This is a genomic window from Advenella sp. S44 (assembly GCF_002810445.1).
GTDB lineage: Bacteria > Pseudomonadota > Gammaproteobacteria > Burkholderiales > Burkholderiaceae_B > Advenella.
On record NZ_NEXS01000003.1, the window covers coordinates 707,215 to 728,703 of the forward strand.

Annotated in this window: 22 protein-coding genes; 9 read left to right on the plus strand and 13 right to left on the minus strand. The window is 56.5% G+C overall.

Annotation, left to right across the window (positions count from 1 at the left end):
* Window positions 1-61: 61 nt before the first annotated feature.
* Window positions 62-622 (minus strand): GNAT family N-acetyltransferase, encoded by a 561-nt coding sequence (locus tag CAP48_RS07335; RefSeq protein WP_100695340.1) that lies wholly within the window; start codon window positions 620-622, stop codon window positions 62-64.
* A gap of 275 nt (window positions 623-897) precedes the next feature.
* Here CAP48_RS07335 and CAP48_RS07340 point away from each other — a divergent pair, with 275 nt between their 5' ends.
* Together CAP48_RS07340 and CAP48_RS07345 are read left to right on the plus strand one after the other, a co-directional pair.
* The gene (locus CAP48_RS07340) at window positions 898-1,251 is read left to right on the plus strand and encodes a TIGR01244 family sulfur transferase (RefSeq protein WP_100695341.1); all 354 of its coding nucleotides are present in this window, start codon (window positions 898-900) and stop codon (window positions 1,249-1,251) included.
* 11 nt (window positions 1,252-1,262) lie between these two features.
* Window positions 1,263-1,730, plus strand: coding sequence for a universal stress protein (locus CAP48_RS07345; protein ID WP_100695342.1), 468 nt, complete (start codon window positions 1,263-1,265; stop codon window positions 1,728-1,730).
* Between the two features lie 424 nt (window positions 1,731-2,154).
* Here CAP48_RS07345 and CAP48_RS20340 read toward each other — a convergent pair whose 3' ends face one another.
* The 7 genes from CAP48_RS20340 to CAP48_RS07375 all read right to left on the minus strand — a co-directional run bounded on the left by CAP48_RS20340 (window position 2,155) and on the right by CAP48_RS07375 (window position 10,043).
* Complete coding sequence (locus tag CAP48_RS20340) at window positions 2,155-2,280, minus strand: oxalate:formate antiporter (protein ID WP_197707248.1); 126 nt, start codon at window positions 2,278-2,280, stop codon at window positions 2,155-2,157.
* 16 nt (window positions 2,281-2,296) lie between these two features.
* The gene (locus CAP48_RS07350; protein WP_100695343.1) at window positions 2,297-3,697 is read right to left on the minus strand and encodes an OFA family MFS transporter; all 1,401 of its coding nucleotides are present in this window, start codon (window positions 3,695-3,697) and stop codon (window positions 2,297-2,299) included.
* Between the two features lie 48 nt (window positions 3,698-3,745).
* Window positions 3,746-4,039: a formate dehydrogenase subunit delta gene (locus CAP48_RS07355; protein WP_100695344.1), complete on the minus strand. Its 294-nt coding sequence runs from the start codon at window positions 4,037-4,039 to the stop codon at window positions 3,746-3,748.
* Window positions 4,036-4,911, minus strand: a complete 876-nt coding sequence (fdhD, locus tag CAP48_RS07360) for a formate dehydrogenase accessory sulfurtransferase FdhD (protein ID WP_242444445.1) — start codon at window positions 4,909-4,911, stop codon at window positions 4,036-4,038. The genes CAP48_RS07355 and fdhD overlap by 4 nt, the downstream gene beginning before the upstream one ends.
* A 110-nt stretch (window positions 4,912-5,021) precedes the next feature.
* Window positions 5,022-7,892: a formate dehydrogenase subunit alpha gene (gene fdhF, locus CAP48_RS07365; protein WP_100695346.1), complete on the minus strand. Its 2,871-nt coding sequence runs from the start codon at window positions 7,890-7,892 to the stop codon at window positions 5,022-5,024.
* A 43-nt stretch (window positions 7,893-7,935) separates the two neighbouring features.
* Window positions 7,936-9,495 (minus strand): NADH-quinone oxidoreductase subunit NuoF, encoded by a 1,560-nt coding sequence (locus tag CAP48_RS07370; RefSeq protein ID WP_100695347.1) that lies wholly within the window; start codon window positions 9,493-9,495, stop codon window positions 7,936-7,938.
* Window positions 9,492-10,043: a formate dehydrogenase subunit gamma gene (locus CAP48_RS07375; RefSeq protein WP_100695348.1), complete on the minus strand. Its 552-nt coding sequence runs from the start codon at window positions 10,041-10,043 to the stop codon at window positions 9,492-9,494. The genes CAP48_RS07370 and CAP48_RS07375 overlap by 4 nt, the downstream gene beginning before the upstream one ends.
* A gap of 204 nt (window positions 10,044-10,247) precedes the next feature.
* On the opposite strand from CAP48_RS07375, the gene CAP48_RS07380 reads away from it, so the two are divergent.
* From CAP48_RS07380 to mobA, 3 genes are read left to right on the plus strand one after another with little or no spacing between them, the layout of a single operon-like run.
* The gene (locus CAP48_RS07380; RefSeq protein WP_100695349.1) at window positions 10,248-11,324 is read left to right on the plus strand and encodes a substrate-binding domain-containing protein; all 1,077 of its coding nucleotides are present in this window, start codon (window positions 10,248-10,250) and stop codon (window positions 11,322-11,324) included.
* A complete protein-coding gene (gene moaA / locus CAP48_RS07385) occupies window positions 11,317-12,414 on the plus strand; it encodes a GTP 3',8-cyclase MoaA (RefSeq protein WP_100695350.1) in 1,098 nt (365 codons plus the stop codon). Before CAP48_RS07380 ends, moaA begins: the two co-directional genes overlap by 8 nt.
* A gap of 2 nt (window positions 12,415-12,416) precedes the next feature.
* On the plus strand, window positions 12,417-13,043 hold the full coding sequence (gene mobA, locus CAP48_RS07390; RefSeq protein WP_100695351.1) for a molybdenum cofactor guanylyltransferase MobA: 627 nt from the start codon (window positions 12,417-12,419) through the stop codon (window positions 13,041-13,043).
* 52 nt (window positions 13,044-13,095) lie between these two features.
* Here the strand turns inward: mobA and glp are convergent, their stop codons facing one another.
* The 5 genes from glp to moaC form a co-directional block, all read right to left on the minus strand.
* On the minus strand, window positions 13,096-14,304 hold the full coding sequence (glp, locus tag CAP48_RS07395) for a gephyrin-like molybdotransferase Glp (protein WP_100695352.1): 1,209 nt from the start codon (window positions 14,302-14,304) through the stop codon (window positions 13,096-13,098).
* A gap of 81 nt (window positions 14,305-14,385) precedes the next feature.
* Complete coding sequence (locus tag CAP48_RS07400) at window positions 14,386-14,910, minus strand: molybdenum cofactor synthesis domain-containing protein (RefSeq protein WP_100695353.1); 525 nt, start codon at window positions 14,908-14,910, stop codon at window positions 14,386-14,388.
* Window positions 14,911-15,405: a molybdenum cofactor biosynthesis protein MoaE gene (locus CAP48_RS07405; protein ID WP_100695354.1), complete on the minus strand. Its 495-nt coding sequence runs from the start codon at window positions 15,403-15,405 to the stop codon at window positions 14,911-14,913.
* A 1-nt stretch (window position 15,406) separates the two neighbouring features.
* The gene (gene moaD, locus CAP48_RS07410; protein WP_100696696.1) at window positions 15,407-15,646 is read right to left on the minus strand and encodes a molybdopterin converting factor subunit 1; all 240 of its coding nucleotides are present in this window, start codon (window positions 15,644-15,646) and stop codon (window positions 15,407-15,409) included.
* Entirely contained in the window at window positions 15,639-16,166 is a 528-nt protein-coding gene (gene moaC, locus CAP48_RS07415; RefSeq protein WP_100696694.1) for a cyclic pyranopterin monophosphate synthase MoaC, read from the minus strand. The genes moaD and moaC overlap by 8 nt, the downstream gene beginning before the upstream one ends.
* Before the next feature lie 280 nt (window positions 16,167-16,446).
* Here moaC and CAP48_RS07420 point away from each other — a divergent pair, with 280 nt between their 5' ends.
* From CAP48_RS07420 to CAP48_RS07435, 4 genes are all read left to right on the plus strand, one after another.
* A complete protein-coding gene (locus CAP48_RS07420) occupies window positions 16,447-16,950 on the plus strand; it encodes a peroxiredoxin (RefSeq protein WP_100695355.1) in 504 nt (167 codons plus the stop codon).
* A 154-nt stretch (window positions 16,951-17,104) separates the two neighbouring features.
* Window positions 17,105-18,916, plus strand: coding sequence for an MFS transporter (locus tag CAP48_RS07425; RefSeq protein ID WP_100696698.1), 1,812 nt, complete (start codon window positions 17,105-17,107; stop codon window positions 18,914-18,916).
* Window positions 18,917-19,140: 224 nt separating this feature from the next.
* The gene (locus tag CAP48_RS07430) at window positions 19,141-19,914 is read left to right on the plus strand and encodes a FadR/GntR family transcriptional regulator (RefSeq protein WP_100695356.1); all 774 of its coding nucleotides are present in this window, start codon (window positions 19,141-19,143) and stop codon (window positions 19,912-19,914) included.
* 107 nt (window positions 19,915-20,021) lie between these two features.
* Window positions 20,022-21,428 (plus strand): FAD-binding oxidoreductase, encoded by a 1,407-nt coding sequence (locus CAP48_RS07435; protein ID WP_100695357.1) that lies wholly within the window; start codon window positions 20,022-20,024, stop codon window positions 21,426-21,428.
* Window positions 21,429-21,489: the final 61 nt, after the last annotated feature.

A 21,489-nucleotide genomic window follows, 5' to 3' on the forward strand; every position in this document is an offset into this window, starting at 1 on the left:
CAGGCCACGGATGCGCCAGCTCGGTGCCAGATGTTGGTTACAGGTCGGTTGCGACGGAGCGTCAGGCAGGAGCGTGAGCCCCAAGGGCCGCGTCATTGGGCGGCGTCCGATTGCCGTCGGATAATGGGCGCTGCATAAGCACCGTATCGACCCAACGACCATGTTTGAAACCCGTTGCGGGCAGCGCGCCTATCATTTCGAAACCTGCCTTGCGATGCACCCCAATGGACGCTGCGTTGGCACTGTCGCCGATGACGGCAATCATCTGGCGCCAGGGACCGGCTTCACATAAGCGGATCAATTCGGCCAGCAAACGCGAGCCCGCGCCCAGACGACCGAGGTCGTGCCGCAGGTAAATGGCATTTTCAACGGTGTAGCGATAGGCTACACGTGGACGAAATGACGACGCATAGGCATAGCCGATAACTTCCCCGTCCTTTTCTGCCACGATATAGGGATAACCCTGGGTGGTGATGTCAGTAAACCGTTTGCGCATCTGCACGCAGTCGGGCACCGTTTCCTCAAAGGTCGCAATGCCGTTTACTACGTGCCAGGCGTAGATTTGCGTAATAGCTGTTATGTCTTGGTCCGTGGCAGGACGCACGAGGCAGGAATCGGTCATTTACTGTTTTAAATTCATATCGTGGTGAAATTACTGATGCTATTTTATAGAGATTAGGGTAAATTCGTAGCAGTTGCTGCGTTAAACTGGCATAAAATAATTTTGGGCCGCTGTCTTGTCCGGCTTGCTGCTTCATGGTGTTTCAACTGTGATAATAAGGCGGGCGACAGTTCAGGCAATTATCAATCCTGGTGCCTCAGGCATCAAACTGTCGGTGCGGATCCCTGTTCGCTGTACATTCGGCCGCATTGCTGCCCGACATTCTGTGAGGACATATGTCAACACCCATTACCCCGTTAAGTGACACGCTGGCGGTCGCCCCCCAACTGGGCGCCGAAGACATGGCCGCAGTCAAGTCGGCGGGCTACCACAGCGTCATTATTAATCGCCCCGATTACGAAGGCGGTGAGTCCCAGCCGGCGTCGGCTGATGTCATCAAGGCCGGCGAACAGGCCGGCCTGACGGTGGTGTATCAGCCCGTTGTCAGTGGTGCCATTACACCCGAAGACGTCAAGACCTTCCGTCAGCATCTGGACACATTGCCGACGCCGGTTCTGGCGTATTGCCGCTCGGGTACCCGTTGCACGCATCTTTACAATGCGGCCAAACAGGAAACATCGCAGTCTTAAGGAGTCCCACCATGTTCAATAAAATTCTTCTTCCAATCGACGGTTCGGACATTTCAGCACGGGCGGCAAATTCAGGCATCTGCTTTGCGCGACAGAACAATGCCGAAGTGATCGCCATCAATGTGACGCAGCCGTTTTCCACACTCATCGGCTTTGACGGCATGGCTGCCTCTTATGCCATCTCCGATGGCGACTATGAAGAGGCAGCGCGCAAGGAAGCCGAGTCCTATCTGAAACCGGTGCTCGATCGTGCACAGACGGCAAATGTAAAGGCAACATCGCTGGTCATTTCCAACTACAGCGTGGCAGACGGTATTGTCGAAGCGGCCAAGGAAAACGGCTGCGATCTTATTTATATCGCCAGCCATGGTCGCAGCGGACTGTCGCGACTGCTGCTCGGTAGCGTAACAACCAAAGTATTGTCACTGGCGTCCACGTCGGTGCTGGTGTATCGCCTGAAAGATCAAAGCAATAGTTAATTTTTCACGCGCCAGCCGCCGCTGTTTCGGGCGGGATGGCGCGTCGCAAAAGGCTGGCCGGCGATATTGTCATTGTGCTTTTTACAGCAATCGCCGCCACTTGCGCGCAATGCACTATTGAACTGCAGCCAACAAATTATAGGCTTAAGGGTCGTGTGATGGGGTCATCACACAGTTGCGATTGTGTCACCGCCCGCCCGTAGGCCGTTCGTCATGGCTTCATACAACAAAAACAACGCCGCGACAGGCAGAGAGCTTGTCGCGGCGTTGTTGTTCTGCGGGATGACTTCACGGCTGACCAAGGGCGTCGTCGTAACCGGAAATCCGGCTGCAACGGCGCGTTTACCTGAACAGGTTTACAACTGTGTTTGCGCGAACAAAGTCGCAACAGTGCGTTTACCTGTACAGGATTGCGATAGTGCGTTTACCTGAATAAGGCTGCGGCGGTCATGATGGTATTGGCCACACCCCATACTAGAGGAACACCCACTAGAAGCCAGAAGGCCACAATCAGTCCGGTCGGGGTTTTGCGTTGAGCAGATTCTTGCATTTTAAGCACTCCCTTGTTATTTGGCGCCAACCGGAATTGGTGCGCCTGCGGTGTTGTCAGCTTCCATATGATGTTGTGCGGCAACCGGACGGATCATCATATTGCAGATGAAGCCGATAACCAGCAAGCCGGCCATCACGTACATGGTGTAAATATAGACGTCAGATCTCGGAATGCCCATCTGGAGCTGGTAATCACGGATGTAATTGACCAGGACGGGACCGAATACGCCAGCTGCCGACCAGGCCGTCAGCAGGCGACCGTGTATGCCGCCGACGTAGCGCGTGCCGAAAAGATCGGCCAGATATGCCGGCACGGTCGAGAAGCCGCCGCCATACATGGACAGGATAACCAGATAAAACAGCACGAACAGTGTCACGTGGCCGCCGGTGCCCATGCCCGGTACCAGGAAATACAGAATGGTGCCAAGAACGAAGAATGTGCTGTAGGTCCGCTTGCGACCCATATAGTCAGAGACGGTAGACCAGAGAAAGCGCCCGCTCATGTTTGCCAGCGATAGCAAGCCGACGAAACCGGCAGCGGCCGCGGCGGTAATCATGCCTTGGAAGCTTTCCTGGATCATTAGCGAGGCCTGGCCGAGCACGCCGATACCGGCAGTTACGTTCAGGCATAGCGCCCACCACAGTAGCCAGAATTGCGGTGTTTTGATGGCCCGGTCAATGTGCACGTGATTGCGCGAGATCATGGCGTTTTGCTGGACGGGCGGTGTCCATCCTTCGGGCTTCCAGTCTGCGGCCGGGATGCGTACGGCCAGCGCGCCAATGCACATATAGATGAAGTACACGATACCCAGGACCACGAACGTCTCGGTGACGCCCATAGAAGTGTCGGACTTGAATGCATTCATCAATTGCAGCGACAACGGAGAGGCGATCATGGCGCCCCCGCCAAAGCCCATGATGGCCATTCCGGTAGCCATGCCGCGCCTGTCCGGAAACCATTTGATGAGCGTGGATACCGGCGACACATAACCGATACCCAGACCGATACCACCCAATACCCCATAGCCGAAATACACCAGCCATAGTTGATGCAGGTGCAGACCCAGCGCCGCGACCAGGAACCCGCCGCCAAAGCAGCTGGCGGCGACGAACATGGCTTTGCGCGGGCCCACTTCCTCTAGCCACTTTCCGGCAAAAGCGGCCGACAGACCTAAGAATACAATTGCAATACTGAAGATCCAGCCCAGCTGTGGAATGGTCCAGTCGCTGGGGGCAGATTCGGAGATGCCCAGCAACTGGGTCATTGGTTTATTGAATACCGAAAAGGCATAGGCCTGTCCGATACATAAGTGAATGGCTAATGCGGCAGGCGGAACCATCCACCTGTTGAAACCCGGACCGGCTGTGATCCGCTCCTTGCTGAAGAATCCGCCCCGGGTAAAGGCTTGCTCCATAGATGTCTCCTTGGTTGTGGATTATGTGTGGCTTGTTGGCCTTATGGTTTATGGTGTAGCGGGAACTGTTTTCGTGTCGGCAGGCTTCAGATCTGCCTTGTGATTATTGATGGCCTCCAGTGCGAATGCTGAGAGCCCGATTTCCCCATCCTGCCCGTCAGGATACTGTTCCAGGAATTCAAGCAGCGCAATGCGCATGCGTGGCTCCCAGAATTTTCGAATATGTTCGTAAACGCTGCGCAATCCCTCTTCCCTGTCGGGCAAGGCTTCGAAAAAACTGGCAATCTGGTTTGCCATTTTGATGAGCATTGCGGTCGTATTGAACACGTGTGGAGTCGTCATGATGCCTTGCCTCTGTCCGATAATTGAAAGCGTTGTGAATGGGCGTAGATTGTAGCCTGATCGCCGCGTGTAAAGCCAAGTAGTGTGACACCGGTCTCCTTGGCCAGCGCGATCGCCGCCGAAGTGGGTGCCGAGACAGCTGCCAGCAGCGGGCAGCCGGCCATGGCCGCTTTTTGTACCATTTCAAAACTGGCGCGGCTGGATACCAGCAGCGCGCCACGGCCTATTGGTTGCGAGTCTCGCAGCAGGGCGCCGATGGTTTTGTCCAGTGCGTTATGTCGGCCCACGTCTTCGCGAATAAAGGCAGGGGCCTGGCTGTCTGGAGCAATCCAGGCAGCAGCGTGGGTGGCGCCGGTTTCCTGGTGCAAGGGTTGTTGCTCGCGCAGTGCATTCATGGCACTGAGCAATTGCGCTAGCGTTACGCCCGCGCTCATCTGGCGCAGATCCTGTGGTTGTGTGCTGGTCGCGGAGGAGACGGTACGGTGGGCGTCGCTGGGCGGGGCCACGGGCGGCAGCCGGCGTACCGCCTCTAGCGTTTCTACGCCACACAGCCCGCAAGCCGTACGCCCGGCCATCTGGCGGCGCCGGTCCTTGAGAAATTGCATGCAAGCCGGGCTGATTTGCACATGCGCAAGGATGCCCAGATCTGTTTGCTCCTGTTCGAAATCACGAATGTCATCGGGGGATCGCACGATCCCCTCAGTCAAGCAAAAGCCCCAGGCAAAATCTTCCAAATCCTGCGGCGTGGCAAGCATGACTGCGTGATTGATGCCATTGAACTGGACGGCAACCGGCATTTCGACAGCGACTGAATCGCTTTGCGTTTGCTCATGCATGATGCTGTCGCGCACGCGATTGACTTGCAGCGGCATGCTGCCAACACGCGCGGCGGGCAGGGCGACCGACGCTGACGGATCGGTGCCCTTGATTGCGGCCGTTGAAGCTGGGATGACGACCTTATCCATCGGAAAAAATCCTGTCGTTAACCTACCGGTGTTTCGTCCATCGTGACTCGATTTTTCAGCAAGGCACGCTGTTCACTGTTGAACGCTGACCAGCTATTCTGCCAGGCCGAAGGTTGCGTAACGCGCGTTACCTGTACTGCTGTTACCTTGTACTCGGGGCAATTGGTTGCCCAGTCCGAATTATCGGTAGTAACCACGTTGGCGCCGGATTCGGGGAAATGGAAGGTCGTGTAGACGACGCCAGGCTGCACCCGTGTTGTCACATCTGCCCGCAGGACCGTTTCACCGGCGCGGCTTTGAATGCCAACCCAGTCGCCCTGACTGATGCCGCGATCCTCAGCGTCAACCGGATGAATTTCCAGCACATCTTCGGAATGCCAGGCCACGTTCGGTGTTCTGCGTGTTTGCGCACCCACGTTGTACTGAGACAGGATCCGCCCGGTGGTAAAGAGCAGCGGAAATTTGCGTGTGCTGCGTTCGTCCGTAGGAATGTATTTCGTGATCATGAACTTGCCCTTGCCGCGGACGAACTCGTCTATGTGCATGATTGGCGTGCCTTCGGGCGCTTCCTCATTGCATGGCCACTGTACGCTGCCCATCTTGGTGATGAGATCGAACGAGACGCCGGTGAAGGTCGGCGTAAGTGCAGCAATTTCATCCATGATTTCCGAAGGATGATCGTAGTTCATTGGGTAGCCCAGTGCATTGGACAGGGCGCAAGTGATTTCCCAGTCCGCCATGCCGCTTGCCGGTTCCATGACCTTGCGTACCCGCGAAATCCGGCGCTCGGCATTGGTAAATGTGCCATCTTTTTCGAGGAATGTTGACCCGGGCAGGAACACGTGAGCGTACTTGGCCGTTTCATTCAGAAAAATATCCTGGATAACTACGCATTCCATCGCAGACAGGGAAGCGGCCACGTGCTGGGTGTTCGGGTCCGATTGCACGATATCCTCGCCCTGGCAGTACAGCCCCTTGAAGCTGCCTTCCAGCGCGGCGTCAAACATATTGGGAATGCGCAGACCGGGTTCGGACTGCAGCGTGACATTCCACGCCTTTTCGAACTCATTACGGGTGACATCGTCGGATATATGACGGTAGCCTGGCAGTTCGTGCGGGAAGGAGCCCATGTCGCAGGAACCCTGCACGTTGTTCTGGCCACGCAACGGATTGACACCCACGCCTTCGCGTCCGATGTTGCCGGTGGCCATGGCCAGGTTGGCAATGGCCATGACAGTGGTAGAACCCTGGCTGTGCTCGGTTACACCCAGGCCATAATAAATGGATCCATTGCCGCCAGTCGCAAACAGCCTTGCCGCTCCGCGAACCTGTTCGGCCGGGACACCGGTTTCTTCCTGCATGGCTTCGGGCGAGTTCTCGGGCAGGCTGACAAAATCAAACCATTCCTTGAATGCCTTGTCTTCGCAGCGCTCCCGTACGAAGTCCAGATTGATCAGGTTTTCGGTAGCGATGACATGTGACATGGCAGACAGCAGCGCCACGTTGGTGCCGGGACGTACCTGCAGGTGATAGTCGGCGCGAATATGCGGCGAACTGACCAGTTCGGTCTGGCGCGGATCAATGACGATCAGGCGTGCGCCCTCGCGCAGGCGCTTTTTCAGGCGCGACGCAAAGACCGGGTGGGCCGCGCTCGGGTTGGCCCCCATTACGATAACCACATCTGTGAACATGACAGAGTCAAATGTTTGCGTGCCGGCCGATTCGCCTAGCGTGGTTTTAAGGCCATAACCGGTAGGCGAGTGACATACGCGGGCGCAGGTGTCCACATTATTGGTATTGAAGGCGGCGCGTACCAGTTTCTGCACCAGCCAGGTTTCTTCGTTGGTGCAGCGTGAAGACGTAATACCGCCTACGGAATCGCGACCGTACTTGTCTTGCAGGCGTTTGAATTCGCTGGCCGCATAGCCGATCGCCTCTTCCCATGACACTTCGGTCCATGGGTCTGAGATGCTCTTGCGGATCATGGGCTTGGTGATGCGTTCCTTATGGGTGGTGTAACCCCAGGCAAAGCGGCCCTTGACGCAGGAGTGGCCGCGATTGGCCTGGCCGTCTTTCCACGGCGTCATGCGAACCACTGTCTCGCCTTTCATCTCTGCCTTGAAGCCGCAACCGACACCACAATAGGCGCAAGTGGTAATCACCGCGTGATCTGCCTGGCCCAGTTCGATAATGCTTTTGTCTTCCAGTGTCGCGGTGGGGCAGGCCTGTACACAGGCACCGCAGGATACGCATTCGCTGTCCATGAACGGCTGATCCTGGCCGGCTGAGACGCGCGAGGCAAAGCCTTTGCCGGAAATGGTCAGGGCGAACGTGCCCTGTGTTTCTTCGCAGGCACGCACGCAGCGGTTGCAGACAATGCACTTGCTGGGATCATAAGTGAAATAGGGATTGGACTCGTCCTTCTGGTCATTCAGGTGGTTGGCCCCGTCGTAGCCGTAGCGGACGTTACGCAAACCAACAACACCTGCCATGTCCTGCAATTCGCAGTCGCCGTTGGACGGGCATGTCAGGCAGTCCAGCGGGTGGTCGGAAATATACAGTTCCATGACGCCGCGGCGCAACTGATGCAGCTTTGGCGTTTCGGTGCGAATGACCATTCCTTCTTCGACCGGCGTGGTACAGGATGCCGGATAACCGCGACGGCCTTCGATTTCCACCAGGCACAGTCGGCATGAGCCGAACGCTTCGATGCTGTCGGTTGCGCATAGTTTGGGAATATTCACGCCATTGAGCGCGGCTGCACGCATGACCGATGTGCCTTCGGGCACGGCGATGTCGTAACCGTCAATGGTGACGGTGATCAGCTTGTCGGAGGTGCGCTCGGGCGTACCCAGATCGATATCGCGTTTGACGACGGTTTCTAACATAACGAGCTCCTTGCCATTTGTGGCAGCGGACAATATTCAATGTTCATGACGGGTGGGCTTCTGTATTCGCTTCGATCCCGAAATCTGCCGGGAAGTGCTCCATGGCAGACAGGACCGGATAAGGGGTCATGCCGCCCAGGGCGCACAGCGATCCACCCAGCATGGTGTCGCACAGGTCGCGCAACAGTTCTATGTTTTCGTGCCGGTTTTCGTTCGCGCTGATGCGGTCTATGACTTCTACACCGCGTGTTGAGCCGATACGGCACGGCGTGCATTTTCCGCAGGACTCGACGGCGCAGAACTCCATGGCGTAGCGGGCCAACTCGTTCATTTTTGCCGTATCGTCGAACGCCACAATGCCACCGTGGCCGATCATGGCCGACACTTTCATGTAGGCTTCGTAGTCCAGGGGAACATCCCATTGCGATTCAGGCAGGTAGGCGCCCAGCGGGCCGCCAACTTGTACCGCCTTGATGGGCCGCCCGCTGGCGCTGCCGCCGCCATAATCAAAAAGCAGTTCGCGCAGAGTCAGGCCAAAAGCCTTTTCAACCAGACCACCCTGACGGATATTGCCGGCCAGCTGAAAGGGCAGGGTGCCTTTGGAGCGTCCCATGCCGTAGTTGGCATAAGCTTGCCCGCCTTCGGCAAGAATATAGGGAACCGATGCCAGTGAGATGACGTTGTTGATCACCGTGGGTTTGCCGAAAAGTCCCTTGATCGCCGGTAGCGGCGGCTTGGCGCGCACCAGTCCACGTTTGCCTTCCAGCGAGTCCAGCAGCGAGGTTTCTTCGCCGCAAATATAGGCACCGGCGCCTTTGCGAATCTCAAGGAAAAAAGACTTGCCGCTACCCTGGATGTTTTCGCCAAGCCAATTGGCTTCGGTCGCGATATCAATGGCGCGGTTCAGCGCTGTAATGGCATGCGGATATTCGGAGCGCACATAGATGAACCCGTAGGTCGCATCGGTTGCCAGTCCAGCGATGGTCATGCCTTCGATCAGGCACAGTGGGTCGCCTTCCATCAGCATGCGATCGGAAAACGTACCCGAGTCGCCTTCATCGGCGTTGCAAACAATATATTTCTGGTCTGCCGGCGTGCCCAGCACTGTTTTCCATTTAATGCCGGTGGGGAAGGCCGCACCGCCTCGTCCGCGCAGACCCGAGTCGGTCACTTCCTGCACAATTTCGGCCGCTGGCATGGACAGGGCTTTTTTAAGACCGGCGAAACCGCCATGGTCGATATAGTCGGCGACCGAAAGCGGGTCGGTAATACCGACGCGTGCAAAGGTCAGCCGCTCCTGATTTTTCAGAAAAGGGATCTCTTCGGTCAGGCCGTGGCTCAATGCATGGCTGCCACCCTTGAGCAAATCGGCATCGAACAGGGCGGGCACATCCTTGGCGGTAACCGGGCCATAGGCCACACGACCTTTTTCCGTTTGCACTTCGATCATGGGTTCAAGCCATAGCAACCCGCGGGAGCCATTGCGTATAACGGTGATGTCCTGATTGCGCTGCTCGGCTTCCTTGCGGATGGCGGCTACAACACGTTCGGCGCCGGCAGCAATGGCACCGGCATCAGCGGGGACAAAAATACGGGTAGTCATACAGAGACGGCCTCCGTGTGTTCGCGATACAGTTCGTCGAAGGTCTCAGGCGTGACATGGGCACAGGGCTCGCCGTTGATCATGATGTTGGGGGACTGGGCGCACAGGCCAAGGCAATAGACCGCATCGACCGACACCTGACCATCGGCACTGGTGCTGTTCATCTCGCACCCGGTCACGTTGCTTATGTGCGCTTCCAGTTCTGTCGAACCCATGGCCTGACAGGACTCGGCCCGGCAGACTTCGATATGGACCGCTCCCTTGGGAACGGAATGAAAATGGGGATAGAAGGTAATAACCCCATGGACCTCGGCGCGCGATAAATTCAGTGCCTGGGCGATTTGGTCCACACACTCGGGCGGAATATAGCCCAGCGTGTCCTGAATGTCGTGCAATACCGGCAACAGTGCACCTGGTTTATTACCGAGTTTGACCAGGCTGGCCGATACGGCGCGTGAATTGGGTGTCTCGGGTGTCAGCGGGATCATCTTCCTGATCTTGTGATCGACCGACTGGATAAAAGGCGAGGAAATGCCCGTTTTGGACATGGCTGTCTCCGATACGTGATTGAGCCTGTTTAATATGTAATTGGCATCATAATAATATGCTGCATTACCGCAAATATCGCAGAATGTTAAATTCCCATTTGACAAATGCGCTTATAGGCTCAATAGTAGCCACTTCAGATATATTTTCAATATGAATTTAATAACACATATAATGGAAGAGAGACTTCCAAGGGAGATTGGACGATGTATCCGTTTTCTATCAGGATAAACCCCGAGTGGACGATCGACACCCAGGATGGCAAGACCCTGTCGCTTTCCATGCTGCTGGGGCTGCTGGCGGAAATCGATATCAGCGGCAATATTGTGGCGGCCAGCGAAACCTGTGGTCATTCCTATCGCCACGCCTGGGGTGTGTTGCGTCAGTTTGAGGACGTTTTCGGTGTGCCGCTACTGATTACCAAGCGGCGTAAGGGGACAGAGCTGTCCGAATTTGCCAAACGGCTGGTATGGGCCAATCGGCGCATCCAGGCGCGACTGTCGCCGACTCTGGAGAGTCTGGCCTCTGAGTCGCAGGAGGAACTGGAAAAGCTGATTCCGGAGCATACGCCCAATGTGCGCCTGCATGCCAGCCATGGCTTTGCGGTTGAGGTGCTCACGCAACGCATGAATTCACCAGTGCCCATCCTGGAGCTGCGCTACCGTACGGCGATAGAAGCGTTGGCGGCATTGGAGCAGAATGAGTGCGAGCTGGCCGGGTTCCAGGTGCCTATCGGTAAGTTCGAAAAACCCATACTTGCCCGTTATTCGCCCTGGCTCAACGGCGAGACGCATTTACTGATTCATTTGGCCGTGCGCAACACCGGGCTGTTCGTCAAGCCCGGCAATCCGAAGCAGATCCGGTCGGTGCGGGACCTGGCCCGCGACGATGTGCGTTTTGTGAATCGCCAGCCAGGCTCAAGTACGCGGTTTCTGGTGGGGTTGATGCTGGAGGAAGAAAATATCCCGACCTCGTCGGTCAGCGGCTATGAAGATAGCGAGTTCACGCATATGGCCATTGCTGCGCATATTGCCAGTGGCATGGCCGACGTGGGCATCGGTGTACAGACAGCGGCCCATCGATTTGGCCTGGATTTTATTCCGCTGGCGCGGGAGCGCTACTTTTTTGCGGTCAACCGCAACAGTCTGCAGCAGATCAATGTGGAAAAATTCATTCATTTCATGCGTAGTCAGGATTATCTGCAATTTCTTGGGCAACTGGTAGGTTATGATGCAACTGAGGCAGGAAAAATCCAGACATTAGACGAAGCCTTCAATGACTAACATAATTCCGATTTCCGATATTCGCAAAGTGGCAGGAAAAACCCTGCCGAAGGCGCAGTACATACCCGGCAGGCCCGTTGTGGACCAGTTGGGTCGGGCCTTGCGTGACTTGCGCATCTCAATTACCGACAAATGCAATTTTCGGTGCTCCTACTGTATGCCCCGTGAACAGTTTGGCAGCGACCATGTGTTTCTGCCGCAAAGCCAGATTCTGTCGTTCGAAGAAATTACGCGCATGGCGCGCCTGTTCGCGCAATTGGGTGTAAACAAATTGCGCATCACCGGCGGCGAACCCTTGTTGCGAAAAGAAATGACCAGTCTGATTGCCATGCTGGCCCAAATCCGGGATCTGGAGGACAAGCCGCTGGATATTGCGCTAACGACCAACGGGACGCTGTTGCAGCGGCTGGCCGTGCCTTTGCGTGAGGCAGGACTCGAACGCATCACCGTCAGCCTGGACGCGCTGGACCCTGATCTGTTCCAACAGATGAGCGACACCAAGATCCATATTGACCAGGTCCTTGCCGGTATCGAGGCTGCGCGTGAAGCGGGTATTGACACGATCAAGGTCAATATGGTCGTGAAAAAAGGAGTCAATGAGCATCAGGTTGTGCCGATGGCGGAGTATTTCCGGCATAGCGGCCATATTCTGCGCTTTATCGAATTTATGGATGTGGGTGTTACCAATCACTGGGATATGACAGATGTGGTCAGCGGCGCCCAGATCCTGCAGTTATTGCAGTCGAAATTCGAGCTGGAACCGGTTCATGCCAACTATCCGGGAGAGGTGGCTAAGCGCTGGCGCTACAAGGATGGCGGCGGCGAAGTGGGCCTTATTACAAGCGTGACGCATGCCTTCTGTGGCGATTGTACCCGTCTGCGGATGTCGCCGGAGGGAAAGCTGTTCACCTGTCTGTTCGCAGACCAGGGATACGACTTGCGGGCATTGCTGCGCTCATCCGTTTCCGATCATGAAATTGCCGGTGCGCTGGCCGGCATATGGACGGGCAGAGCCGATCGCTACTCCGAATTGCGTGATCAGTTAATTGGTACGCGCGAAAAAATAGAAATGAGTTATATCGGAGGCTGAGCATGAGCCCCATACGCTGGCCGGCACAGCTTGAACCACAGGATGTGACGGCCTTGATATTGTCCGGCGGCCAGGGCCGACGGCTGGGCGGAGTCGACAAAGGCCTGGTGCGGCTGCATGACCGTCCGCTGATCGAATACGTGCTGCGTGCGCTGGCCCCACAAGCGAACAAGGTGCTTATTAGCGCCAATCAGAACGAGGAACAATACAGTCAGTACGGGCAGGTGGTGCATGATCCCGCCGATTTTGATGGCAGCCAGGGACCGCTGGCCGGCCTGCTTGCTGCCGCACCCCATGTCGAAACGCCCTGGCTGATTGTGGCCGGATGCGATATGCCGGCGCTACCGCAAGATTACGTAACGCGTCTGTACTCATCACTGGTGGCCCAGGGCGGGCAGATTGCCTTTGCCCATGCTGGGGCCCGTGACCATGCCATCTGTCTGCTGCTTCATGCGACCGCGCTGGACTCGCTACGAAACTATCTGCAAAGCGGCCGCCGCGCCGTCTTGCCCTGGCTTGAATCACAGCACGCATTGCGGGTGATCTTTGATAACGCCCAGGCGTTTCTGAACGTCAATACGCCACAAGAGCTGGCGCGCGCTCAGGTCAGCGTGGCCGCAATCGACTAACGCTGGGAGATGGCGGGCGGTCCACGGCCTCCCGCCTCGCGTCCGCCCGCCTTTAGCGGATCCAGTCCTCTTTGGGATAGACCCACACGCGGTCGCCACCGGTATATTTTTGCACTGCCGGCACACGGGCAAAGGCGTTGGCCCAGGGCAGCGAGGAACTCATGCCCGAACCTTGACGATCATATGGCTCGGCCATGAGCAGTCCGGTTTCTTCGTCCTGCGTAATGCGCACGCGCAAAAATTCATCTCGGGTTTCATTGAAAACCCGGTCTGTTTTCAGTGTGGCCTGCATCCGCGACGGCAGGCATTGGCTGCGTCCCTGCAGTTTACGGATCAGTGGCGAGACCAGCACGGTTAGCACGGTATAGGCCGAGACCGGATTGCCGGGCAGGCAGATCACAGGCACGTTGTTAACGCTGGACAGCGCTACCGGCTTGCCCGGTTTCATGCGCACTTTCCAGAAATCCAGGCTGGCGCCCAGTGCTTCGAGCGCCGGTTTGACCAGGTCTTTTTCGCCTACCGATACGCCGCCGACACTGATCACCAGGTCGCACTCGGCAAACAGGGTAATTAATGCGTTGCGGGTTGCATCCATATCGTCTGTGGCATGCAGAACATGTTGCACGCTGGCGCCCAGTGTATGAAACAAGGCGGTCAGCATGGGGGCATTGGAGTTGAAAATCTGCGATGACTCTCGTGGCTGGCCTACGGGCACCAGCTCGTCGCCGGTCGTCAGGATGCCGACCTTGAGCTGGCGATATACCGGCAGTGTGGCAATGCCCTGTGTGGCGATCAGGCCGATTTCGGCAGCGCCCAGTACGGTGCCTTTGCTCAGTATTACGCTACCGGCGCGGGTATCTTCGCCCTGGAAGCGGATATGCTGCTGTTTGACCGGCGCTTCGGTGATAGTGACCTGTCCGTCCTCTTCGGTGCAGACTTCCTGGATAACGACCGTGTCGGCGCCTTCTGGAATCAGGCTGCCTGTGAAAATGCGGGAGATTTTTCCCGGCTCCTGCGGGGCCGGAGTCTGTCCCGCAAATACGCGCTGCTGAACGGGCAGGGCGCGGTCCGGGGCATAGTCCTGCAGACGCAAGGCATAGCCATCCATCGAGCTGTTGTCGGCCGAGGGCATATCCAGTGTCGCTGTTACATCTTGGGCAAGCACATGTCCGCATGCTTTTTGCAGGCTGATCGTCTCGACAGGGATGTCGGTAATGGGCAGATCCAGCAGTCGCTGCTGGGCGGTATCAAAATCTAGCATATTGGGTTTTCCTGTAGCCGTTATCTTAAATAAAGTGACGCTGCGCCAGGTCTGTGCGACCGTGGTTATCTTTGCCCGATGTCAGTCACGTGACGCATACGCCGATGCGAAATTGCAGGGCTGGTGATGACTGTCGAACTGCTCGCGCAGGATTTTTTCCCATCCCAGGCGGCAGGCGCTTGTCGCGCCCGGCAGGCAAAAAATCAGGGTGTTGTTGGCTTTGCCGCCCAGCGCATTCGATTGCAGGCCGGACGAACCGATATCGGCAAATGAATAGGCGCGAAACAATTCGCCAAAGCCGGCGATTTCTGTATCAAACAAGGGCCTGACGGCTGCAAGCGTAGCGTTCTTGTCGCGCATGCCGGTGCCGCCGTTGGTAATAATGGCGTGAACGTCTTCGCTCAGGATCCAGTCGGATAGTTGCTTGCGAATGGCATAACGATTATCCGGGCAAATGGCCTGGGCGGCCACAAGATGACCGCTGTCTGTGACGGCCTGGGCCAGATAGCGGCCCGAGCTGTCCGTTTCGGCGTTGCGGGTATCGTGAATGGTGAGAATCGCAATGCGCAAGGCGACTTTGCGGTCAGCCTCCGTTAATGATTTCATTTATTTGCTTCCTGCTGTGTTGTCTTGCGGCGCATTGTCCGGATGGGTCCATTTTTCAAGACTTTGTTGATCGCTGCTGCGGGCCTCTACCCAGAATGCTTTGCCATCGCTCAGGGTTTCCCGTTTCCAGAAAGGCGCGCGGGTTTTGAGTGCATCCATGATGAACTCGCAGGCCGCAAAGGCATCGCCGCGATGGGCGCTTGCAACACCCACGAAGACGATTTGTTGCTGCCGCGAGAGGGCGCCCACACGATGCACAATGGTGCTGTCGATAATATCCCAGCGCTGCGCTGCCTGCTGTGCAATGTCGCTCAGCTCCTGTTCGCACATGCCTGGGTAATGCTCAAGAAACAGTTCCTGAGTTTGTTGATCTGCAGAATAATCACGCACATATCCCACGAACGAAGCCACGGCACCAGCCTGGCCCTGTGTGCGTCGGTGAAGCCCTGCAATCAGCTGTCCTGCATCAAAATCGGCTTGTTGTACGATAATCATGTCAGCCTCCGGTCACTGGCTCGAAGATGGCCACTTCATCGCGATCATGAATCAGGGTATCGGTCGGTACGTGTTTCTTATTGACGGCGACCTTAAGTACACGGACATCGCTGAGCGCCGGGTAGCGCGCATTGAGCTGCGTCAGCCATTCGTTTACGGTGACAGACTCAGGCAGGGGTAATTGTTCCTTGCGCTTGCCGGTCAGCTCGGCAATACGAGCGAAATACAAAATATCAATCACAACGCCATTCTCCACTTTTGCCGCCTGATTTGTATTCAAGCCGGGTCTCTTCAATAATAATGCCCTTGCCGGCGGCCTTGCACATATCATAAATAGTAAGCGCGGCAATCGAGCAGGCGGTGAGCGCTTCCATTTCGACGCCGGTTTTATAGTCGGTGCGACAGGTTGCCCGGACAGTAACGCACTGCGTCTGGTCATCCAGGGAAAAGTCAATGCCGGCAAAGGTTAGCGGCAGACCATGGCACATTGGAATCAGGTCGGCGCAGCGCTTGGCTGCCAGCACGCCGGCTACGCGCGCGGTGTTGAGCACTTCGCCCTTGCTGTTCTCTGCCGCATTAAGTGCGGCGTAGGAACGAGGTGTCATGCGAACCACACTGCGTGCAACAGCGGTACGCGCGGTGGCGGTTTTTCCCAGCACGTCGACCATTCGAACCTGGCCGGCCTCATCCAGATGGCTGAGTGCCGGCACGGCAGAATCGGCCACGGCCGGGGTATCAGAAACAACAGGTTTATTTTTCATGTGCAATAGGCGGTTCTGGACCGCAAGGATAAAAACGTAAGCAGCGTTGAACAAGTATTGTTCCGAAGGCAATCACATTTGTCTGGCAGAGCCGATGCTGCATCCGATAACTATACCTGTATTTGCGGCGGTTGTGAAAACGCTGCCGGTCAACACGGGTATTTCTATCACCTGCCAATGCTATTGTATGGGCACAGAGGCGGTAGTGGATTTGTCCTTGGATATTGAACCAGGTGTTACACTAACCTGACACGTTTTTCTTCATATATCAGGAGTCAGTATGACAATCAGCATCGGAGATCGGGTACCCGAAGGTACGCTCACAGAGTTCGTGGAAAACGAACAGAATGGTCAGGCAGCCGGTCCGCAGGCCTTCAAGGTTTCTGAACTGGTCAAGGGAAAAAAAATTGTTCTGTTTGCGGTCCCCGGCGCGTTTACACCCACGTGCACCACCAAACATATGGTTGATTTCATTCGTGATGCTGAACAAATCAAGGCTAAGGGTGTGGACGAAATCTGGTGTGTGGCCGTTAACGATGCCTTTGTCATGGGGGCATGGGGTCGTGAAACCGGCGCGACCGGCGTCATCCGCTTGCTGGCCGACGGCTCTGCCACCTGGACCACGGAAATGGGTTTGGAGCAGGATATGATTGCCCGCGGCCTGGGTGTGCGTTCACGTCGCTATTGCGTCCTTCTGGACGATGGCGTGGTCAAGCAATTGAACGTCGAAGAAGGCGGGGAATACAAAGTCAGCGGCACGCAGACGATTCTTTCTCAGCTTTAAACGGGTCTCCTAGCCGGCGTTCTTTGCGCCGGCTGCCCATAAGGCAGGTGCCTGGCAGGATCACCGGCCTGGCGCGAACAGTCCGGATCCGCCGCAGACCGTTTTATTCCAATGCGTTTTGTTGTTTTTCATCCGTCTTTTTCGTCGGGTCAGAATGATCAGCCTTTTTCTGTCGTTTTTTTCTCTGTATCTCGCGACTTTACTGATGTCGCTGGGCACAGGCCTGTACAACACGTTTATTGCGTTGCACCTGACACACCAAGGCGTCAGCGAGGTCTGGATCGGTTTGCTGATCGCCGCTTTCTACACCGGTCAGGTGCTGGGTGCGCGCTTCGGCCACAAGCTGGTGCTGCGAGTGGGGCATATCCGTGCCTACGCCATTTCGGCCGCGATGGTAACCGTGCTGGTGCTTGCCCAAACTATTACTCCATTGTTGCCCGTTTGGGTGTTTCTGCGATTCCTGACCGGGGCAACCATGGTCACGCAATATATGGTGCTCGAAAGCTGGCTCAATGACCAGGCTGATCAGAAGCAGCGCGGCAGTGTTTTTGCGTTCTACATGGTGATGTCGGGCCTGGGACTGGTAGGCGGTCAAATGACGGTATCGTTATTTACGCCGGCAGACCTGACGACCCTCAACGTTGTCGCCATGTCCATGGCGCTATGCCTGATCCCGGTTGCCATTACGCGGCGCAGTCATCCGCCCCTGCAGGTACATGCACCGATCAAGCTCAAAGTGTTCATTCGGCTGGTGCCTATGTCGATGTTCGTGCTTTTCGTGGCGGGCAGTATTACCGGCTCCTTTTACGGGTTGGGGCCGGTTTATGCCAGCAAAGAAGGGATGAATACCGATCAGGTGGCGGTGTTCCTGTCCGTTTCGGTATTGGCCGGCCTGCTTTCCCAGTGGCCCATGGGCTGGTTGTCAGATCGCATCTATCGGCTCAATATGATCCGCTTTAACGCGCTATTGCTCGGCTTGCTGACTATCCCGCTTTATGGATACTGGCATTTGCCTTATTCGCTGATGCTCGTGCTGGTCGCGGTATTTGGGGTGCTGCAATTTACTATTTATCCACTGGCCACGGCATTTGCCAACGAGCACGTTGACCCTTCGCTGCGCGTCGGTCTCAGTGGCGTGCTGTTGATGACCTATGGTGTCGGCGCCAGTCTGGGCCCCTTGCTGGTGGGTAAGCTGATGGATATCGGCGGTGCGCATATGTTTTATATCTATACATCGCTGGCCGCCTTTTCACTTGTGATTTTTGTACGCAAAGAGAAAGTCAAGGGCACCTATAAGGTGGATCCCGAGCCCTTTGTGCCGATGTCGGTCAACGTGCCTGCCTCGCCCATGGCAACTGCGCTTGATCCGCGTGTCGACGAATCCATCGATATCTCGTCCGATCCACAAGCCATGGACAAGGTACTGGACATCATCCAGGCCGGAGATCCGATTACGGAACTGAACCTGCCTCATCGCAGCGATGCGGATCATTCCGTGGCAGACGAGGATCTTGCCATGGCGGGTGAGGAAATGCCAGGCGATGAGGCGAGCATCAATGAGAGCGAGGGCAATGGGAGTGCCGGTGAAAATGCAGCGGATGAAAATTCGGCACGTGGTAGCGCAATAGACGAAGGGGCAAGTGAGAGCGCCGCGGGTGAGAATGCAGCAGATGAGAGCACAATAGGTGAGAATGCAGCCGGTGGAGCTGCGAATGAAGGCATAACAAATGAAAAGGCCAGCGACGCCTCGCCAGCGGCAATGCGCCCGCCAGAGTCATCGATGGCGGACAGGCCGAAAGCCCGGCCCGTTCCGGCAGATGGTGAAGGACAACGTGGCAAATCCGGCTCGGGGGCCTCTGATGCCGATGACAATACACTGCATGCCGATACCCAGGACGCGAGTGATGATAAGCCTGACGTCGATGTCCCGGATGCGGGCGACGGTAAGTCACGCAGGGATCGCTGATATGCTGCGGCGGCCCAACGCTAGCCACGATTCTGTGCCGCTCGCTGTGGTTGCCAGCGATACCCGGGCTGTCAGCGCCAGTTGGGCCGGGGTCAATGGGCATGGACCGGATCAGTAGGGCCGAGATCAGTAGGGCTGCGCCATCTCGCGTTCGTCCCTAAAAAATATCTTCATCATTCATTCAATTTGCGCAAAGTTATCAGATAACCTGATATATTTACCTCATGCAACTGACAACTTCAACACTCACCGATCGTGTGGCGCAGGCGCTAATGCAGCGGATTGCCGACGGCGTTTACCCTGTGGGGACCAAACTGCCGTCGGGAAAAATGCTCGCCGGCGAGTTTTCGGTTAGCGCAGCCGTTATCCGCGAGGCCACCGAACGCCTGCGAACCAAGGGGTTGGTACGTACCCGGCAGGGGGCAGGCTGCGTGGTGTTAAGCCGCGACGTGCACGAGGGTTTTCAGTTGCCGGTGCCGGAAATGGTGGATCGCAACGCGCTTGGGCATATCTATGAGCTGCGTTTCGAAATCGAAGGCGCCGCAGCCGCATTGGCCGCGGTCCGTGCTACTGACGAGGACTTGCGCCAAATGCAGGAGATTCTGCAATCGCTGGAAAAAAGCCTGCACCAGCCCGAAGAAGCACTGGAATGGGATGTCGGATTTCATCGGGCGATAGCAGATGCAACGCACAACCCGCATTATCGTGATCTGCTGGCTTATCTGGCACGACAATGGCGGCAGAGTGTGCAGGCAGCCCGATTGCATACGCTCAAGGCTGAACAGGCGTTGCAGGCAAAAACTGCCGGCAACAGCAAGCGCGCCCAAGCAGTAACGACGCTGTCCAGGCAGGTTCATGCTGAGCATGAACAGGTGCTTGAGGCAATACGCAGACGGCAGCCGGAACTGGCACGTAGCCGGGCCCAGACCCATTTGCGCAAAGCCAGTGAAAGATTGGGGCTTGATACCAGCGCGTTTGCGCGCAAGGCGGAAAGTTAAGACGAGTTTAGCCAGGCGGGGTTTACCGGGTTTTATTATTTTCATAATCACACCGGCTGCAATGCGTGCAATTGTGGCAGTCGGCTTCAAATCTATTGGGAAAGACAATGCAGGAATTTCTTGACAAGCTACTGGCGACGCTGGGCCCGAACGTGGTGCACACCGAAGCCGCAATGATTGAACCTTGGCTGACTGACTGGCGCGGTGTCTATAAGGGCAATGCCCAGGCGGTGGTGCGTCCGGTGTCCACAGAGCAGGTCTCGCAATGCATGCGTTTGTGCAGCCAGTACAAAGTGCCGGTAGTGACTCGCGGTGGCAATACCGGGCTTTGCGGGGCCGCGACGCCCGACGCCCGTCCCGACAACATCATATTGTCGCTGGATCGCATGAACGCTATTCGGGCCATTGATACGATCGCCAACACGATGGTGGCCGATGCCGGCTGCATTCTGGGTAATCTGCGCCGCGCTGCTCAGGAGCAGGACCGTCTGTTGCCGCTAAGCCTGGCGGCCGAGGACTCTTCCCAGATTGGCGGTAATCTGGCCACCAATGCCGGTGGGGTCAACGTGCTGCGTTACGGTATGGCGCGTGAACTGGTGCTGGGAATTGAAGCCGTCATGCCCGATGGGGAAAATTTCAATGGCTTGCAGACGTTGCGCAAGGATAATACCGGCTATGATCTGAAGCAGTTGTTTATTGGATCCGAGGGCACGCTTGGTGTCATTACCGGGGTTGCTCTGCGGCTGCACGCACCGACGCACGTGCGCAGTGTGGTGCTGGCGGCGGTGCAGTCCGAGCAGCAGGCGCTCGAATTGTTCCGTCTGGTGTTCGGCGCTTGCGGTCCACGCCTGCAGGCGTTTGAGTTTTTCACCGATGCCTGCCTGGATCTGGTGCTTACGCATGTGGAAGGGGTACAGTTGCCGTTCGCCGATCGTCATCCCGCTTATGTACTGATCGAGCTGGCCGATACTGCCAACGAGGAAGCGCTGGGGCAACTGCTGGAAGAGGTGATTGGCCAGGCATTGGAGCAGGAGCTCTGTGTGGATGCGGCTGTTTCTGCCTCGCTTGCCCAGTTGCAGGCCCTGTGGCGCCTACGCGAAGAAATTTCCGAAGCCCAGCGGGCTGATGGCCCGCATCTGAAGCATGATATTTCCCTGCCGATCGAGCGTATTCCCGAGTTTGTCCAAACAGCACAAGTGCAATTGCGCAAAGTCAGCCCAGACTGCCGGTTGTTTATTTTTGGGCATTTTGGTGATGGTAACCTGCACTATAATGTGTCGCGTCCGGAAGGCGCCGAAAAGAATTGGGCTGCAGACTGGGAAACCCGTATTGCCGATACGGTTTTTGATGAGGTGATGGCGTACGGTGGCAGTATCAGTGCAGAGCATGGTATTGGGCAATTGAAGCGTCATGCATTCCTGCACCACAAGGATCCATTGCAACTGAAATTAATGCGGCAAATCAAGCAGGTATTCGATCCCGATGGCATCATGAATCCGGGCAAAGTGCTGTAGCCAGCAACGGGCCAATACTGCTCACGTCCGAAAAAAGAGGCCGCAAATTAAATTGCGGCTT

Bases quoted from the DNA above. Each gene is read 5' to 3' on its own strand.
- CAP48_RS07430 (WP_100695356.1), top strand. From the start codon at position 19,141: ATGCAACTGACAACTTCAACACTCACCGATCGTGTGGCGCAGGCGCTA.
- CAP48_RS20340 (WP_197707248.1), bottom strand. From the start codon at position 2,280: ATGCAAGAATCTGCTCAACGCAAAACCCCGACCGGACTGATTGTGGCC.
- CAP48_RS07370 (WP_100695347.1), bottom strand. From the start codon at position 9,495: ATGACTACCCGTATTTTTGTCCCCGCTGATGCCGGTGCCATTGCTGCC.
- mobA (WP_100695351.1), top strand. From the start codon at position 12,417: ATGAGCCCCATACGCTGGCCGGCACAGCTTGAACCACAGGATGTGACG.
- fdhD (WP_242444445.1), bottom strand. From the start codon at position 4,911: ATGCCGCTGCAAGTCAATCGCGTGCGCGACAGCATCATGCATGAGCAA.
- glp (WP_100695352.1), bottom strand. From the start codon at position 14,304: ATGCTAGATTTTGATACCGCCCAGCAGCGACTGCTGGATCTGCCCATT.
- CAP48_RS07375 (WP_100695348.1), bottom strand. From the start codon at position 10,043: ATGTCCAAAACGGGCATTTCCTCGCCTTTTATCCAGTCGGTCGATCAC.
- fdhF (WP_100695346.1), bottom strand. From the start codon at position 7,892: ATGTTAGAAACCGTCGTCAAACGCGATATCGATCTGGGTACGCCCGAG.
- CAP48_RS07400 (WP_100695353.1), bottom strand. From the start codon at position 14,910: ATGAAATCATTAACGGAGGCTGACCGCAAAGTCGCCTTGCGCATTGCG.
- moaA (WP_100695350.1), top strand. From the start codon at position 11,317: ATGACTAACATAATTCCGATTTCCGATATTCGCAAAGTGGCAGGAAAA.
- CAP48_RS07340 (WP_100695341.1), top strand. From the start codon at position 898: ATGTCAACACCCATTACCCCGTTAAGTGACACGCTGGCGGTCGCCCCC.
- moaC (WP_100696694.1), bottom strand. From the start codon at position 16,166: ATGAAAAATAAACCTGTTGTTTCTGATACCCCGGCCGTGGCCGATTCT.
- CAP48_RS07435 (WP_100695357.1), top strand. From the start codon at position 20,022: ATGCAGGAATTTCTTGACAAGCTACTGGCGACGCTGGGCCCGAACGTG.
- CAP48_RS07355 (WP_100695344.1), bottom strand. From the start codon at position 4,039: ATGACGACTCCACACGTGTTCAATACGACCGCAATGCTCATCAAAATG.
- CAP48_RS07345 (WP_100695342.1), top strand. From the start codon at position 1,263: ATGTTCAATAAAATTCTTCTTCCAATCGACGGTTCGGACATTTCAGCA.
- CAP48_RS07335 (WP_100695340.1), bottom strand. From the start codon at position 622: ATGACCGATTCCTGCCTCGTGCGTCCTGCCACGGACCAAGACATAACA.
- CAP48_RS07405 (WP_100695354.1), bottom strand. From the start codon at position 15,405: ATGATTATCGTACAACAAGCCGATTTTGATGCAGGACAGCTGATTGCA.
- CAP48_RS07420 (WP_100695355.1), top strand. From the start codon at position 16,447: ATGACAATCAGCATCGGAGATCGGGTACCCGAAGGTACGCTCACAGAG.
- CAP48_RS07350 (WP_100695343.1), bottom strand. From the start codon at position 3,697: ATGGAGCAAGCCTTTACCCGGGGCGGATTCTTCAGCAAGGAGCGGATC.
- CAP48_RS07380 (WP_100695349.1), top strand. From the start codon at position 10,248: ATGTATCCGTTTTCTATCAGGATAAACCCCGAGTGGACGATCGACACC.
- CAP48_RS07425 (WP_100696698.1), top strand. From the start codon at position 17,105: ATGATCAGCCTTTTTCTGTCGTTTTTTTCTCTGTATCTCGCGACTTTA.